Annotated in this window: 15 protein-coding genes; 10 read left to right on the top strand and 5 right to left on the bottom strand. The window is 72.0% G+C overall.

The features are described from left to right. Position 1: 1 nt before the first annotated feature. Positions 2-574 carry a TetR/AcrR family transcriptional regulator gene (locus L3i22_RS24405; RefSeq protein ID WP_221329269.1) on the top strand — a complete coding sequence of 191 codons (573 nt, stop codon included), beginning with the start codon at positions 2-4 and terminating at the stop codon, positions 572-574. A 34-nt stretch (positions 575-608) separates the two neighbouring features. On the opposite strand, the gene L3i22_RS24400 is transcribed toward L3i22_RS24405, so the two are convergent. The 4 genes from L3i22_RS24400 to L3i22_RS24385 form a co-directional block, all read right to left on the bottom strand. Next, positions 609-3,626, bottom strand: a complete 3,018-nt coding sequence (locus L3i22_RS24400; RefSeq protein ID WP_255658552.1) for an ExeM/NucH family extracellular endonuclease — start codon at positions 3,624-3,626, stop codon at positions 609-611. A gap of 105 nt (positions 3,627-3,731) precedes the next feature. Beyond that, complete coding sequence (locus L3i22_RS24395; protein ID WP_221329267.1) at positions 3,732-4,340, bottom strand: cytochrome b/b6 domain-containing protein; 609 nt, start codon at positions 4,338-4,340, stop codon at positions 3,732-3,734. Then, positions 4,321-5,046, bottom strand: a complete 726-nt coding sequence (locus L3i22_RS24390; protein WP_221329266.1) for a molybdopterin-dependent oxidoreductase — start codon at positions 5,044-5,046, stop codon at positions 4,321-4,323. Before L3i22_RS24390 ends, L3i22_RS24395 begins: the two co-directional genes overlap by 20 nt. Continuing rightward, positions 5,043-5,249: a hypothetical protein gene (locus L3i22_RS24385; RefSeq protein ID WP_221329265.1), complete on the bottom strand. Its 207-nt coding sequence runs from the start codon at positions 5,247-5,249 to the stop codon at positions 5,043-5,045. Before L3i22_RS24385 ends, L3i22_RS24390 begins: the two co-directional genes overlap by 4 nt. A gap of 82 nt (positions 5,250-5,331) precedes the next feature. Between L3i22_RS24385 and L3i22_RS24380 the strand changes: the two genes are divergently transcribed. After that, positions 5,332-5,865 carry a glutathione peroxidase gene (locus tag L3i22_RS24380; protein WP_221329264.1) on the top strand — a complete coding sequence of 178 codons (534 nt, stop codon included), beginning with the start codon at positions 5,332-5,334 and terminating at the stop codon, positions 5,863-5,865. Positions 5,866-5,875: 10 nt separating this feature from the next. Here the strand turns inward: L3i22_RS24380 and L3i22_RS24375 are convergent, their stop codons facing one another. Beyond that, on the bottom strand, positions 5,876-6,382 hold the full coding sequence (locus tag L3i22_RS24375) for a MarR family transcriptional regulator (RefSeq protein WP_255658548.1): 507 nt from the start codon (positions 6,380-6,382) through the stop codon (positions 5,876-5,878). A gap of 175 nt (positions 6,383-6,557) precedes the next feature. On the opposite strand from L3i22_RS24375, the gene L3i22_RS24370 reads away from it, so the two are divergent. The 8 genes from L3i22_RS24370 to L3i22_RS24335 all read left to right on the top strand — a co-directional run bounded on the left by L3i22_RS24370 (position 6,558) and on the right by L3i22_RS24335 (position 16,151). Then, positions 6,558-7,586: an acyl-CoA desaturase gene (locus L3i22_RS24370; RefSeq protein ID WP_221329262.1), complete on the top strand. Its 1,029-nt coding sequence runs from the start codon at positions 6,558-6,560 to the stop codon at positions 7,584-7,586. A 2-nt stretch (positions 7,587-7,588) separates the two neighbouring features. Next, positions 7,589-8,311: a GAF and ANTAR domain-containing protein gene (locus tag L3i22_RS24365; protein WP_221329261.1), complete on the top strand. Its 723-nt coding sequence runs from the start codon at positions 7,589-7,591 to the stop codon at positions 8,309-8,311. Beyond that, positions 8,308-9,039 carry a GAF and ANTAR domain-containing protein gene (locus L3i22_RS24360; RefSeq protein WP_221329260.1) on the top strand — a complete coding sequence of 244 codons (732 nt, stop codon included), beginning with the start codon at positions 8,308-8,310 and terminating at the stop codon, positions 9,037-9,039. The genes L3i22_RS24365 and L3i22_RS24360 overlap by 4 nt, the downstream gene beginning before the upstream one ends. 96 nt (positions 9,040-9,135) lie before the next feature. Next, complete coding sequence (locus L3i22_RS24355; RefSeq protein ID WP_221329259.1) at positions 9,136-10,257, top strand: glycosyltransferase; 1,122 nt, start codon at positions 9,136-9,138, stop codon at positions 10,255-10,257. Then, positions 10,254-11,300, top strand: a complete 1,047-nt coding sequence (locus L3i22_RS24350) for a glycosyltransferase (RefSeq protein WP_221329258.1) — start codon at positions 10,254-10,256, stop codon at positions 11,298-11,300. The genes L3i22_RS24355 and L3i22_RS24350 overlap by 4 nt, the downstream gene beginning before the upstream one ends. Positions 11,301-11,668: 368 nt before the next feature. Beyond that, complete coding sequence (gene asnB / locus L3i22_RS24345; protein ID WP_221329257.1) at positions 11,669-13,840, top strand: asparagine synthase (glutamine-hydrolyzing); 2,172 nt, start codon at positions 11,669-11,671, stop codon at positions 13,838-13,840. A 2-nt stretch (positions 13,841-13,842) separates the two neighbouring features. Beyond that, a complete protein-coding gene (locus tag L3i22_RS24340) occupies positions 13,843-14,880 on the top strand; it encodes a diiron oxygenase (protein WP_221329256.1) in 1,038 nt (345 codons plus the stop codon). Between the two features lie 53 nt (positions 14,881-14,933). Next, positions 14,934-16,151: an MFS transporter gene (locus L3i22_RS24335; RefSeq protein ID WP_255658547.1), complete on the top strand. Its 1,218-nt coding sequence runs from the start codon at positions 14,934-14,936 to the stop codon at positions 16,149-16,151. Positions 16,152-16,156: the final 5 nt, after the last annotated feature.

Raw genomic sequence — 16,156 nt, 5'->3', positions numbered from 1 at the left:
AATGACGCCACCGGCGGGCGCGGGAACGCCCATTTCGCGAGGGCCCGGCGCCCGGCAGCGGGTGCTGCGGGCCGCGCTCCGGGTGCTCGACGAGTCCGGCCTGGCCGGCTTCACGATGGAGGCGGTGGCCCGGCGGGCGGGCGCCAGCAAGGCGACGCTCTACCGGCACTGGCCGACGTCGAGCGCGCTGCTGGTCGACGCGATGGACGCGACCTTCCAGCCGTTCCCGGTCCCGGACACCGGGCGGGTCGGCACCGATGTCGCGGAGCTGCTCACGGCGTTCGTGACGCTGCTCGAACAGACGCCGTTCCCGCGCCTGCTCGCCGCCTTCATCGACGCCGCCGAGCGCGATCCGACCCTCGGGGCGCTGCACGCCGACCTGACCCGGCGGCGGCGCGAGCCGCTGCTCGCGGTGCTGATCCGGGCCCGGGACCGGGGCGAGTTGCCCGCCGGCCTGGACCCGGATCTCACCGTCGACCTGCTCACCGCGCCGTTCTTCTACCGGCGCTTCGTCGCCCACCGGGCCGTTCCACCGACGATGGTCGCCGACGTCATCGCCCGGATCCTGGGCTGAGGCCGCCCCCGGAGCCCGAAGGCGGCCCACGTCCTCAGGCGGCGAGCTTCCAGGGGCCGTAGGGCTGACCCGGCGGCTGGTTGCGGGTCCACCACTGGGCGACGTACTTCTTGCCCTGGTAGACCACGATGTCACCGGCCACGAAGATCCGCGACGGGGTCCACAGCGCGGTCCCGTCCGAGGTCACCGCGATCTCCTCCCAGGCGCCGTAGGGGGCGCCCGGCGCGATGATCGCCGTCCACCACAGCGCCCGCCAGGTCGCGCCGGCGTAGCTGACCACGTCGCCGGTGTGGTAGATCGTCTTCGGGTCGAAGGCCGGCGTCGACGGCAGGTTCAGTCCGGCCAGGACCGGGTCGTGGTCGGACGCGGCGAACGGGTCGGTCGCGTCGAACAGCAGGGTCGCGTTGTAGTTGTACCGGCTGTAGGCGTACGCGATCGCCTCCTGCGCGTTGATCTGCCACACGTCCGCGCCGGTGACCAGGGCTTTCGCCGCCGGGCTGGCGAGGATGTGGTCGAGCGAGCCTTCCAGGCCGTTGAACGAGTAGGTCTGCTCGGCCGGGTCGAGCACGCTGCCGAGGTCGGCGTACCCGGCCGCGTACAGCTTCTCCATCGGGTCCTCGTGGGTGTACGCGTTGAAGTCCCCGAGCAGGAAGATCCGGTCGGTCCGCAGCGCGTCGGCCCGCTGCGCCGCGAACGTCACCACCGCCTCGGCCTCGTGCACCCGGGTCTCGTTGTACGCGCCCTGGTTCACCGCCGGCGACGAGGTGTCCTCCACGTCCCCCGGGTAGAGCGGCGTGCCCGCGCCCTTGGACTTCCAGTGGTTCGCGACGACCAGGAACACGTCGGTGTCGCTCGCGCCGGCCTTCTTGAAGCCCTGCGCGAGCGGCTGCCGGGCGATCGAGAACGGCTCGCCCGGGTCGGACAGCCCGGTCAGCACGACCGCCGTGCCGACCGTCGCGACCTGCGCCTTCTTGTAGATGAACGCGGTCCGGATGACGTCCTGCTGGCTCACCGGCGGCAGCTGGTCGGCGACCGGCGACGGCACGTACGCCCAGATCTCCGACCCGGCGGCCGCGTTCAGCGCGTCGACCAGCCCGGCCAGCGCGGTGTCGCGCGGCTCGCCGAACTTGACCGAGTTCTCGATCTCCTCGAGCGAGACGACGCTCGCGTCGAGCCGGTTGATCCCGGTCACGATCTTGGCCTGCTGGCGGGCGAAGCCGGCCGCGGTCGCCGCGCCGCGCGGGCCGCTGCCGGTGCAGGTGTTGACGCCGATCGGGGTGCCGGCCCGGTCGTTGTAGTAGGTGCAGGTGCCCAGCCCGGCGGCGACGTACCGCTCGCCGGTCATCGGGAAGTAGTTCTCCACGTTGAACGTGGCCAGACGGGCGCCGCCGCCGACCGCGGCCGGCTGCTGGTTGCCGGTGCGCAGGTCGCTGAAGGTCGCGACGGCCCGGCCGGCGTCGGTGACCCGCGCGGTCGGCTGGAAGTTCCACAGCGCGAAGCGGTAGTCGAGCACGACCGGCTGGTGGAAGGCGACCTTCGCGCCGATCGTGACCGGGTTGTCCGGGGTCAGCCACGGCAGCGGGGTGCCGGTGTTCGCGGCCGAGCTGTAGTTGACGCTCGCGCCGTCGTCGAGGGTGATCATGCGGGCGGCGTTGCCGGCGACCACGGCCTGCGCCTGCGGGCTGCCCGGCCGGCCGGCGTCGGTCGGCTGGCGGAGCGGTTCGTCGCCGGCGGCCAGGGTGAACGAGCCGTACCAGTTGGTGTCGTAATTATCGGACACGGTGAACGCGCCCTGCGGCGTGACCAGCTCGCCCTCGTGGGCTTCCTTCTGCGCGTCGGTCGTCAGGTCCGACCAGGGCAGGCTCCGGGGCTGGACCGGCTCCAGGGCGGTGGCGAGCTCGGTCACCGACGGGGCGGTGATCTCGGTCTCGCCCTGGAACTCGGCGACCTTGCCGGTGACCCGCACCGAGTCACCCACGCTGACCTGCGCCGCGGACTGCGAGCCGAAGACGAACACGCCGTCCGAGGCGCCCGGCGTGGTGTCGGCACCGCCGGTCTCGACGAAGAACCCGTTGAAGCCGCCGGTCGGATAGACGGCCGTGACGACTCCGTCGGCGGCGACGGTCTTACCCACGTACGGCGAAATGTCGGTGTTGATCCCTTGAATTTCCGCGATCGGCAGCACGGGAGCGGGCTCGGCAACGACGAAGGTGAATGTCGTCGAGGCGGTCGCACCGGCAGAATCGGTCACGGTCGCGGTCACCGACGAGCTGCCGGCGGTCGTCGGCGTCCCCGAGATCACGCCCGCGTCCGAGATTTCCAGACCCAAGGGCAGATCAAGAGCCTTCCATACGTACGGCGGGGAGCCGCCCGCCGCGACCAGCGTCACCGGCGTGATCGCCGACCCGGTCGTGGCGTTCTGCGGGCCCGGATTCGTCAACGCGAGCGGCGCGCTCGTCCCGCCGTCCGCCGAGTTCTGCGGCGCCGGCGCGGCCACCGTGAAGTCGGCGGCGTTGTCGTCGGTGTCCGCGCCGTTCGCGGCCCGCTGGTAGCTCAGCACGATCGAGTTGCCGGTCGGCGCGGTCCCCTCCGGCGAGTTGCTGGTCCCCCAGCCCACCTTGTCGAGCACCGCGGCATCGGTCGGCAGCACCCCGGACGTGCTCGCGGCGAGGTAGAGCGTGCCGCCGGCCGCGCCCGGGTTGACGCTGGTCCCGGTGCTCAGATCCGGCGTGGGCAGCGCCGCGCCCGGATTCGCCGCACCGTTGCCGGGCAGCTGCACGAGGAAGTGCCCGTGCGCCGCGACCGTGCCGGACAGCGCGAACACCTGCGCCCCGCTCGGGGTGACCGTGCTGGTCGCGGCCCGGTACTGCAGCGTGGTCCCGGCCAGGGTGACCGCGCTCGACGCCGGGTTGTAGAACTCGACGAACTTGTTGGCGAAGCTCGCCCCGGCCGAGCCGCCGTTGACGTAGACCTCACTGATCACGACGGCCGTACCGGCCGGGTTGGCGGCCGCGGGCGCCTGCAGCCCCAGCACGATCAACGACAACGTCAAGGCCCCGACAGCTGACCGTCTCATCCGCACAGCTACCTCCAGAGTGGACTCCCCTGGCAGTGTGGTCCGGCGGAGGTCACCCTGAGAAGGGGCGCAGCCTGTTGTTCATCGCTTGTCGGCCTCCCACAGCGGGTGGTGGCGGCGGGCCCACGAGCGCGACACGAATCCGGTGCGCAGGCCGAGGCGGGCCTCCGGATCGTTCGAGGCGATCCAGATGTGCCCGGCGACCGCGGTGCCCAGCAGCAGCGCGCCCCAGTCGTGGACGAAGGTCGCCCCGGTCCGCGTGACCAGCGGCGTCAGGCCCGGGAACCACAGGATCAGCCCGGTCCCGGTCATCACCAGGACGGCGCCGGTGGCGAGGGCCGCGAACAGCTTCTGGCCGGCGTTGAACTTCCCGCTCGGGTGCGGGCGCCGGCGCAGGGTGGCCCGCAGCCAGCCGCGGTCGTGCGGGACGAACCGGTTCAGCCGGCCGAGGTCGGCCCGGAAGGCCCGGGACGCCAGGCCGGCGAGCGCCGGGATCAGCCCGAGGACGCCGGTCCACTCGTGCACCGTGACCAGCAGGTCCCGCCGGCCGGCCAGTTCGCTGAGCATCGGCAGGTACAGGAAGGCGGCGGTGATCATGGCGGTGCCCAGCAGGGCGGCGGTGCCGCGGTGGATCCAGCGCTCGGCGACCGTGAAACGCCGCAGCGGGGCCTCAGGAGGTGGGATGGTCATCACGTCCGTTCGATCGGCCGACCCAGCCGTCCACGTCGTAGCCACGGTCCTCCCAGTAGCCGGGCGTGACGTGGTCGGTGACGGTGATCCCGGACAGCCACTTGGCCGACTTGTAGAAGTACATCGGCGCGGCGTAGAGCCGCACCGGGCCGCCGTGCGCCGCGCTGACCGGCTCGTCGCGCATCTCGTAGGCGACCAGCATGTCCGGGCGCCGCGCCTGCTCCAGGGTGAGGCTCTCGCTGTAAACGCCGTCGAAGCAGCTGAACCGCAGCGCGGTGGCGCCCGGCTGGACACCGGCCGCGGTCAGCAGGTCGGCGAGCAGCACCCCGGCGAACGCGGTCTGCGGCACCCGCCAGCCGGTCACGCACTGCACGTCGCGGACCAGCCGGGTGCGCGGCATCGCCTGCAACTGCGCCAGCGTGTACGTGCCGGGCTTGTCGACCAGGCCGTCCACGGTGAGCCGGTAGTCGGCGGCCGAGCGGTGCGGAACGCTCGACGCGACCGAGTAGAAGCGGAAACCGCCGCCGCCCGGCAACAGCCCGGTCAGGCCGGTCGGATCCTTGCTGCCGATCGCCGCCAGGACGCCGTCGGTCGACTTCTGCACCCGCGCGCCGAAGGCCACCCCGGCGGCGCCGAGCGCGAGCACGCCGAGCACGATCCGCCGGCCGACGGGGGTGCCGGCGCGGTCGTCGTCGTCCTGACTCACCGCCGTGGCCGGGAACGCACCCGCCGGAGGCCGCCGATCAGCAGCACCAGGCCCACGACCGCGACCACGATTCCGATCACCAGCCACTGGGACTGGCCGTTCATCCCGCCGCTGCCGCCCAGCGCGTCCGAACCCTGCAGGCTCCAGACCACCCCGATCAGGAGCAGCAGCGCGCCACCGACCACCCGGATCCAACCGTTCATCCGTTCACCTGCTTCATCGTCGGGCCGCCGGGCAAACGATAGAGTGCTGCGCACCCGTCTCGACCTTGCAGGAGCATGCCCCATGAGCGTCCACGAATTCGATGTTGCCACGGCCGACGGCGGTTCCCGTTCGCTGAGTGACTATGCCGGCAGCGTCCTGCTGATCGTCAACGTCGCCAGCAAGTGCGGCATGACGCCGCAGTACGCCGGCCTGGAGGCGCTGCACCGCGACTTCGGCCCGCGTGGCCTGCGGGTGCTCGGCTTCCCGTGCAACCAGTTCGGCGGCCAGGAGCCCGGCACCGACGAGGAGATCCAGGAGTTCTGCTCGCTGACCTACGACGTGACCTTCCCGATCCTGGCCAAGGTCGACGTGAACGGCCCGGCGGCCGCGCCGCTCTACGCCTATCTGCGCTCGCAGGAGCCCGGCGACTTCGGACCGGACCATTTCTTGTACGAACGGACCAAGGCGTCCCGCCCCGAGGCGATCGACAGCGACGAGATCCGGTGGAACTTCACGAAGTTCCTGGTGGATCGGGACGGCACGGTGCTGCGCCGCTACGAGTCGAAGGTCACCCCCGAGCAGATCGGCAAGGACCTCGAGGAGATCCTGGGCTGACGCGGCCCGGTCAGAAGTCGCCGGCGCCCCGGCGCATCTCGGTGAGGATGTCGACCAGCGAGAGGACGCCGGCCGGCGAGAAGCCGGGGTCCCGGAACACCTCGGCGTTGAGCTCGTTCGTCGCGGCCAGGGCCAGCTCGCGCCCGGCGTCGAGCAGCTCGACCAGCGTGGTGCGGCGGTCGGTGGGGTGTGCGGTGCGCCGGACCAGGCCGGCCGTCTCGAGCCGGTCGACGGCGTTGGTGACGCTGGTCGGGTGCACCTGCAGGCGCAGGCCGATCTTCGTCATCGGCAGGGCGCCGGCCCGGCTGAAGTAGAGCAGCATGAGCAGCTCGTACCGGGCGAAGGTCACCCCGTGGCGGCGCAGCACCGACTCGACCCGGCCGAGCGCGATCTGCTGGGCGCGCATCAGCGAGGTGACCGCGGCCATGCCGTCGGCGGCGTCCCCCCAGCCGTGGTCGGCCCACTGGCGGCGGGCCTCGGCGATGGGATCCAGGTGCAGACGATCGGGAGCGGACACGGACGGAGCATATCGGATCACGTACCGAAGAATGCACGTCCGATAGTCGGACGTCCTAGCATTTGGCGCTCTCCCCCGAGCCGGTTTGCCGGTAGGGTCGACCGGGTACCGCCAAGCCGATCGTCCCAGACCCCGACGGCCGCCCGATGAGGTGAGCACTGTCGAGGGAGCGATCATGACGGCTACCGGGACCCCCGCCGACGGACCCCGGGGAAGCGCGTACTCGATCCTGTCCCGCCAGATCAAACAGGCCGGGCTGCTCGACCGCCGGCCCGGCTGGTACACCGCGCAGACCGCCCTGCTCCTGGCCCTGCTGGCCGCGGGAGTGACCGCCCTGGTCGTGATCGGCGACTCCTGGTGGCAGCTGCTGGTGGCCGCCTGGTTCGCGGTCGTCTCCACCCAGCTCGGCTTTCTCGGCCACGACGCGGGGCACCGGCAGATCTTCCGCTCGGCGCGGAGCAACCACGGGGTCGGGATCATGCTGGCCAACCTCGGGGTCGGCTTCAGCTACGGCTGGTGGGTCGACAAGCACAACCGCCATCACGCGCACCCGAACGACGAGGACCGGGACCCGGACATCGGGGCCGGCGCGCTGGTCTTCACCACCCGCCAGGCCGAGGCCAGCGGGCGCCTCGCCGGCTTCTTCCACCGCTACCAGGCCTGGATGTTCTTCCCGATGCTGCTGCTGGAGGCGGTCAGCCTGCGGGTGTCGAGCGTGCGCTACCTGATCGGCGCCCGGGACCGGTCCCGGTTCCGCGAGCTGGTGCTGATCACCCTGCACCTGGTGGCCTACCTGGCGGCGGTCTTCGTGCTGCTGCCGCCCGGCAAGGCGGTCGCCTTCGTGGTGCTGCACCAGGCGCTGTTCGGGTTGTACCTGGGCTGCTCGTTCGCGCCCAACCACAAGGGCATGCCGCCGCTGAGCCCGGCCGACAACGCCGACTACCTGCGCCGCCAGGTGCTCACCTCGCGCAACGTGCGCGGGCTGTGGCTCACCGACTTCGCCCTCGGCGGCCTCAACTACCAGATCGAGCACCACCTGTTCCCGTCGATGCCGCGGGGCAACCTGCGCCGGGCCCAGCTCCTGGTCAAGCAGTTCTGCGCCGATCAGCAGGTGTCCTACCTGGAGACCGGGCTGGTCTCCTCGTACGCCCAGGCGTTGCGGCATCTCGACACGGTCGGCCGGACCGCGGCGCACGCCCGGTAGTCATGCTCCCGACCCCCGGCGAGGACGAACGACGGGCGCCCCTGCGGCGGCTGGTCGACCGGCAGCCGCCGGATCTGGGCCCGCTGCAGCGGATCTGCCGGGCCGCCGTGGTGGCCCTGGCGGCCAGCGGCTCCGGCATCAGCGTGATGACCACCGACGGCACGCGCGGGGTGTGCGTGACCTCGGATCCGGTCAGCGAACGCATCGAGGAGCTGCAGTTCACCCTGGGCGAGGGCCCGTGCGTCGACGCCTTCGCCGCTCGCCGGCCGGTGCTCGCGGCAGATTTGTCCAATTTCGCGGGATTCCGCTGGCCGGTCTACGCGCCGACCGCCCGCGACGACGGCGTCCGCGCCGTTTTCGCGTTCCCCATTCAGGTCGGGGCCGTGCAACTCGGCGTCCTGGACATCTACCGTGACCGGGTAGGCCCGTTGGACGGTGCGGAGCTGCGGACGGCCGTCATGCTCGCGGACCTCACCGTGGAAGCGCTGCTCGACATGCAGGCGAGCGGCGTCGCACGCGACGGTGCCGGCGCCGCGGGTCTGGACGTCGGGCACCGCGCCGAACTGTTCCAGGCACAGGGGATGGTCATGGTGCAGCTGGGGGTTTCGATCGGCGAGGCGCTCGTCCGGATGCGGGCCTACGCCTACGCCGAGAACCGTCGTCTCGGCGACGTCGCCCACGATGTCGTCACCCGGCGGCTGCGATGGGACGGGAGAGACGAATGAGCGGCGTTTCGCCGGAACGGCTCGCGGCGATCTTCGTGGAGGCCGCGGACACCCTGGTCGACGAGTTCGACCTGCTCGAGTTCCTGCACATGATCACCGATCGGGCCCGGGGGCTGGTCGACGCGGCCGCCGCCGGGCTGATGCTGGCCGACGAGCGGGGGCGGCTGGAGTTCGTGGCGGGCTCGGACGAGAACGTCCGCCTGGTCGAGCTGTTCCAGCTGCAGAACGACCAGGGTCCGTGCCTGGAGGCGTACCGGACCGGGCAGTCGGTCTTCAACGTCGATCTCCCGGCGGCGACCGCCCGCTGGCCGCGGTTCGCACCCCGGGCGGTGGCAGCCGGCTTCCAGTCCGTGCACGCGTTCCCGCTGCGCCTGCGCACCCAGGTGATCGGCGCCCTGAACATCTTCGGCAACACCACCGGCGGGGATTTCGGCCCGGCCGACGTGCCGATCATGCAGGCGATCGCCGACGTGGCGACGATCGGGCTGATCCAGGAACGCGCGATCCGCCGCAGTGAGGCGCTGACCGAGCAGCTGCAGGGCGCCCTGAACAGCCGGATCATCATCGAGCAGGCCAAAGGGGCGCTCGCCCAGGTGTACGGGATCAGCGTCGACGAGGCCTTCCACCGGATCCGCGCCTACGCCCGGAACCATCACCGGCGGCTCACCGAGGTCGCTGAGCTGGTGGTCACCGAGCCGGACGCGCTGCCCGGCCTGACGCGTCCCTGAGCGGCGGCCCCGCGCGGCGTATTCTGCAGGAGTCGTTCCAGACCCCGGCGACCTCGGTCCACCTTCGGTGGACAGCCCGGGAGAGGAGGCAAGTTCATGACCATCCGGTACGGACTTCTCAGCACCCACCCGCCCACCCGTTGCGGGCTGGCAAGCTTCAACTCCGCGCTCGCCGCGCACCTCGGCCGGGGTGGCGTCGTGCGGGTCGCGGCCCCCGGCGACGATCTGCGGCCCCAGCCCGGTGTGGTGCACACCTGGGCGGCCGGGACGCCGTACGGCTGGCTCGGCAGCGCCGAGGCGTTGAACGGTTTCGACATCGCCGTCGTCCAGCACGAGTACGGCATCTACCCCGGCCCGGACGGCGCCGACGTGCTGTCCGTGCTGCGCCGGCTCACCGTGCCGAGCATCGCCGTCCTGCACACCGTGCTGACCCACCCCACGCCGCGGCAGAAGGCGCTGCTCGAACAGATCGTGGCCGCCGCCGGCGCGGTCGTGACGATCACCCGGGCGGCGCGTGACCGGCTGCTCGCCGGCTACGCGGTCGACGCCGCGAAGGTCTCGGTGATCCCGCACGGCGCCGCCGGTTACACCGGCCCGCCGGTCCGCCGGGACGCCCGGCCGCAGCTGCTCACCTGGGGCCTGCTCGGGCCGGGCAAGGGCATCGAGTGGGCGCTGCGCGGCCTGGCCCGGCTGACGGATCTGCGGCCCCGGCCGCTCTACACGGTGGCCGGGCGGACCCATCCCAAGGTCGTCGAGCTGCACGGCGAGGCGTACCGGGCGGGGTTGCAGGAGCTCGGCGCGGCGCTCGGCGTCGCGGCCGACGTGCGCTTCGCGTCGGCCTATCTGGACGACGCGGCGCTCGGCGAGCTGATCCGCTCGGCCGACGTGGTCGTGCTGCCGTACGACTCGACCGAGCAGGTCACCTCGGGGGTCCTGGTCGAGGCGGTGGCCGCCGGGGTCCCGGTGGTCGCCACCGAGTTCCCGCACGCGGTGGAGCTGCTCACCGACGGGCCCGGCCTGCTCGTGCCGCACCGGAACCCGGCCGCGCTGGCGAACGCCATCCGGCGGATCCTGACCACGCCCGCGCTGGCCGCCACGCTGCGCGGGCGCAACGGGCGCGCCGAGCCGGCCCTGCGCTGGCCGGCCGTGGCCCGGCGGTACCGGGAGCTCGCCGCGACGCTGGTCGCCGACCGCCGCCGGGTCGCGGTGGCCAGGTGACCCTGGGGGCCGCCCGACCGGCCCGGCCGGCCGGCCGGGCCGCGCCCCCGGCGCCCTTCACGCACCTGGTCCGGCTCACCGACGACACCGGCCTCTTCGAGCACGCCCGGCACGCCACGGTGCGCCGCGAGCACGGCTACTGCACCGACGACGTGGCCCGGGGCCTGGTCGTCACGAGCCGCGAGCCGAGCCCCTCCGCCGAGGTGCTGCGGCTCGCGGAGCGCTATCTGACGTTCCTGGTGCACGCCCAGGACACCGGCGGCGCGTTCCACAACCGGCTCGGCTTCGACCGGAGCTGGGCCGACGAGCCGGGTCTGGGCGACTGGTGGGGGCGCGCCCTCTGGGGCCTCGGTACCGCCGCGGCCCGGTGCCCGGCTCCGTGGATCCGCCAGGAGGCCCGGATCGCTTTCGGTCAGGGCGTCTCCCGCCGGGCGGCCAGCCCGCGGGCGATGGCCTTCGCGGCGCTGGGCGCCGCCGAGCTGCTGCGCGCCGAGCCCGGTGACCGGGCGGCGGCCGCGCTGCTCACCGACGCCGCGGCGGCGATCGGGCGGCCGGGTCCCGATCCCGCCTGGCGGTGGCCGCGGGACCGGCTCACCTACGCCAACGCCGCGCTCGCCGAGGTGCTCGTCCTGGCCGGCGATCTCCTCGGCGATCCGTCGACGCTGGCCGCCGGCCTGCGGATGCTGGCCTGGCTGCTCGACGTGCAGACCAGCGACGGCCACCTCTCGGTGCTGCCGGCGGCCGGTTGGCGGCGCGGCACCCCGCGGCGGCGGCACGACCAGCAACCGATCGAGGTGGCCGCGCTGGCCGACGCCTGCGCCACCGCCGCCGCCGTCACCGGCGATCCGATCTGGCCGGCGGGGGTCGACCGGTGCGTCGCCTGGTTCCTCGGCGACAACGACCTCGGTCAGGCCATGTGGGACCCGGCGACCGGCGGCGGCTACGACGGGCTGACCCCGCACGGGCCCAATCTCAACCAGGGCGCCGAGTCCACCCTCGCCCTGATCTCGACCCTGCAGCATCGGGCCGCGCGAATCGCATAATTGTCACGCCGCCGCAACTGCTATTCAAAATCCAAACCCCCTAATGGTACAGACTATCCCCCTACATAGACGTGCATCTCTGGACCGGCCGTTGTTCGCCGTGCTTTGATTCTTTCATCAAGAACGGCGACGGAATGAACCGCCGACGCCGAACAAGTGAGGCCCGCGAAAGGGGATCCACATGAAGAAGTACATCAAGCCGAGCGTCAAGAAGGTCGCCCAGAGCACGGTTCTCAAGTCCCACACCTGAGTCGGCCGGGTGCCGATCGGCACCTGACTGTCGTCTGCGGCATGTCGCAATGCTGGTGCGCGTCCCCGGTCGGGGGCGCGCACCATCGCCCATAGTGATCGAGTTTAAGGAATCCGTCATGTGTGGAATTGCCGGCACCGCCCGCCTGGACGGGCAGGACCTCGGTCCTGACGCGGACGCGCTCCTGGCCATGCTGGCCGACACGCTGCACCACCGGGGACCGGACGAGCGGGAATGCCTGCGCCGGGGGCCGGTCGGGCTCGCCTTCACCCGGCTCTCCCTGGTGAATCCGGAGGACGGCAGCCAGCCGCTGATCAGCGACGACCAGAATCTGGTCCTGATCGCCAACGGTGAGATCTACAACCACCGCGAACTCGCGCGGCGACTTCCCTCCGGAACCCGTCTCAAGACCGGTTCGGATTGCGAAGTCCTGCTGTATCTCTACCGTCAGCACGGACTCGACTTCCTTGCCGACGTACGGGGAATGTTCGCTCTTGTTCTTTGGGATCGGGCCAATAATCAACTGATCCTCGCGCGCGACCGGTTCGGCATCAAACCGCTCTATTATCACCGCGACGACCGGCGGATCACGCTCTCCTCGGAAATCAAAGGACTGCTCGTCGATCCGGCCACCCCGCGGGCCTTCGACTGGGAGCGTTCGCTGTCCGTTCCGCTGCTGGCCGCCGCCCCCCATCTCGCGGGCGCGGGCCTGACCACCTGGTTCGAGGGGATCGAGAGCGTCCCGGCCGCGACGATCATGCGCATCGACCTGAACGACGGCCGCACGCGGCACCATCGCTACTGGACGATGCCGGTCGAGGCCGAGGAGGGCACCAGCGCGGAGCAGTTCATCCAGCGCTACGGCGACGTCCTCGAGGAGTCGGTGCGCGACTGCGCCACCGCGGACACCGAGCTCGGCCTGTTCCTGTCCGGCGGCATCGACTCCTCCGCGGTGCTCGCGCTGGCCGCCTCCCAGCTGGACGGGCTGCACACGTTCACCGCGCTGTCCGGCGGCACCCAGGTCAACGGCGACGCCGAGCACGCGAAGTGGCTGGCCGACACCATGGGGATCCACAACCACCAGGTGGTCTTCGGTCCCGATCACGTGCCCACGCCCGAGGCGTGGCGGCGCCTGGTCTGGTTGACCGAGACCCCGATGGCCGGCCCGGAGATCTACTACAAACACGAGCTTCATCGGTACGCCCGGGCCGAACGCCCGCAGCTGCGGGGCATGCTGCTCGGCGCGGCCAGCGACGAGTTCAACGGTGGCTACTCCCGTGACCTGATCGGCGACCAGGACTGGGACTCGTTCCTGGCGAGCCTGCGCTACCTGGACCGGGCCACCCGCCTGGACCGGCACGCCGGCCTGCGCCGCTGGTGGTCCGAGGGCAACGACTTCTTCTCCGACGACGCGATCGCGCACCTCTCCGGCCGGGCCACGCCCGATCTGTACCGCGCCTACCTGGACTCCGAGTACACGAAGATCCAGCAGTACAACGTGTGGCACGAGGACCGGACGGCCGCCGGCAGCGGCACCGAGGCCCGGGTGCCGTTCCTCGATCATCGGCTGGTCGAGATCACCGCGGTGATCCCGGAGCGGCTGCGCCCACGCCTGCTGTGGGACAAGCGGATCCTGCGCGACGCGGTCGCCGGCCGGCTGCCGGACCGGATCGCCCAGCGCCCGAAGGGACCGTTCTTCTACGGCTCGGGCACCGCGCACGCCTACCGGATGCTGGTCCGGCTCATGCGGGCGAACAACGCCGAGCTCGTCGAGCGGGCGCTGGCCGCGCCGGGCGCCGACCGGTACCTCGACGGCGCCGCGATCCGCCACCGCCTCCACGAGTTCGGCACCGGCGAGACCGACGCGCCCGGCGTCGAGATGCTCATGCGGGTGGTGAACATGGGCCTGCTCGCGGAGATGGCGGCGGCCCCACCCCGGCTGGGCGAGCTGTCCGCCGGTGCGATCCGGGTGTCCGCGGCCGCCACCGAGGTCGGTGCCGAGGCGAGCGCGCTGGGCTCGGGCCGCGGCGCGCACGAGGTGCCCGCGCTGGCCGACGGCGTTCAGCTGCTCACCGACACCCGCGGCGAGTGGTACCTGCTGCACGAGGGCCAGATCGAGTTCGTGTTCGAGGAGGGCAACCCGACGCTGAACGTGCTGACGCACGTCGACGGCGAGACCTCGTTCGGTGCCGTCCTCGACAAGGCCGGGGTGGATGCCGACGACGTCCGTGCCGACCTGGACCTCCTCGCCCTCCAGCAGCGCCTGGTCTTCAGCGAGGGAGCCGACTGATCATGTATCAAGAGATGGCCCGGCAGACGCTGCTGGCCGGCGACGCGTCGATCCGGCAGCGCACCACCGCCTACGCCAGCCGCTACGAGCGCTGGGAGGACCTGTCCAGCGTCCGCCGCCGGCCCCGCCGGAACTTCCCGGCGCCGCCGGACGGGAGCCCGCCCGCCGACCTGTTCTTCCCGCCGGAGCTGTACCCCGTGGTGCTGCATCCGCTGGTGGCGGCGAAGGGCGAGACGGTGGGCAAGGCGCTGCTGCTGTGCCGCCTCTACGACTACCTCGACTTCACCGTCGACCTGGAGAACCACGCGGTCATCCCGGTGGCCCAGAAGATCAGCCGGGGCCGCTCCGGGCTGATCCTGCCCGAGCAGATGATGGCCGACGCCTACAAGATCGTCACCGACGAGGCCTGGCACGGGCAGTTCTCCTACGACTTCGCCCGGCAGATCGCGGCCACCACGCTCATCCCCCGCGCCGCCGCGCGGGACACCGGTGTGCCCGCCTTCATGCAACGGCTCGACGACATGCGCGATCAACTTCCCATTTCGGTACGGGGGTTGGAGGCGCTGCTGTTCGCGATCGTCAGTGAAACGCTCATCTCCGGGATCCTCTCCGACATCCCGCGCGACGACCGGCTGCCGGACAGCGTGCGCGAGCTGGTCCGCGACCACGCCGCCGACGAGGGCCGGCACCACATCTACTTCCGGTCGGTGCTGGAGCACCTGTGGCCGGCGCTGACCCCGGAGGAGCGGCGGGCGATCGGGCCGCAGGTCCCCGCCGCCGTCTACGCGTTCCTCGAGCCCGACTACGCGCAGACGTTCCGGCACCTGCTCGGCATCGGGCTGACCGAGGCGCAGGCCGACCAGGTGATCGCCGAGTCCTGGCCGCGGGAGACGGTGCGCCGCGGCATCGCGGAGGCCGCCGCGCCGGTCGTGCGCTACTTCACGAACGCCGGGGCGCTCGACGACGCCCGGACGCTCGACTCGTTCGAGCGGGCCGGTCTCATCGCACGACAGCCGATCGGAGCAGGGGCGACATGGTGACCCAGAGCCTGAGGACCGATGGACCGACCCGTACCCCGGCAAGCTCTTCGGGGTTGACCCCGGCGGCGAAGTTCCGCCGGTTCTGGTTCGCCACCACCGTGAGCAACGCCGGCTCGGCGGTGACGCTGATCGCCCTGCCGCTGGCCGCCCTGACCGTCCTGGGCAGCTCGGCCTGGCAGGTCACCCTGCTCAGCGCGGCCGAGCAGGCCGGCTGGCTGGTGCTCGGCCTGCCGGCCGGGGTGATCGTGCGGCGCTACTCGCTGCGCGGCCTGCAGATCGTGATGGACCTCGTCCGCCTGGTCGCGATCGCCTCGGTGCCGGTGGCCTGGGCGCTGGGCGTGCTCACCTACGCCCAGCTGCTGGTCGCCGCGCTGGCCGTCGGGCTGGCGAGCGTGCTGTTCGACATCGGCAGCACGGTGTTCATCCCGGCGATCGTCGACGCCGACCAGCTCAACGCCCGCAACAGCCTGATGTCCGGGACGCACGCGGTCACCCAGACCGGCGGCCCGTCGCTCGGCGCGCTGATCATCCAGGGGATCGGGCCGGTCGGGGCGCTGCTCGTCGACGCCGTCAGCTACCTGGTCTCCGCGCTGACCCTGCGCACCCTGCCGGAGCACCGCGCCGACCCGGGCCCGAGGTCCGGATCGCTGCCGCTGATCAAGCAGGGCTGGCACTTCGTCGTCCGGCATCCGGTGATGGGACCGTGCCTGGTCTGGGCGACGGTGACGAACTTCTTCTGCTCGGCGATTCTCGCGCTCACGCCGGTCTACCTGGTCCGCGGCGTCGGCGCGCCACCGGTGACGGTCGGCCTGGTCCTGGCCATGGACGGGGCCGGCGGGCTGATCGGCGCGCTGCTGGCGACGCGACTGGCGACCGGGCTGGGCACCGCCCGTACGCTGATCGTCGCGACCCTCGCGGCCGGCGCCGCCGCCCTGGTCATCCCGTTCACGCACAGCTCCGGCACGGTCGGGTTCTTCATGCTCGGCAACCTGGGGCTGAACGCCGGGGTCGTGATCGGCAGCATCCTGACCCGCACCTACCGGCAGACCGCGAGCCCGCCGGAGCTGTTGTCGCAGGTCATGGCGACCACCCGGTTCGTGTCGTGGGGCGCCCTGCCGCTGGGCGCCGCGACCGCCGGACTCGTCGCCGGGGTGGCCGGGCTGCGACCGGCCCTCTGGCTGGTGTGCGCGGGCATGCTGCTCGGCCCGCTCGTCCTGCTGTCGACCCCGCTGCGCCGGCAGCGCGACTTCGGTGGGCAGGACACGCCGTGACCGCG

It is taken from the genome of Actinoplanes sp. L3-i22 (assembly GCF_019704555.1).
Taxonomy (GTDB): Bacteria; Actinomycetota; Actinomycetes; order Mycobacteriales; family Micromonosporaceae; genus Actinoplanes.
The sequence above is the reverse complement of the archived record's forward strand: the minus strand, read 5'-3'. Positions and strand labels throughout refer to the sequence as shown.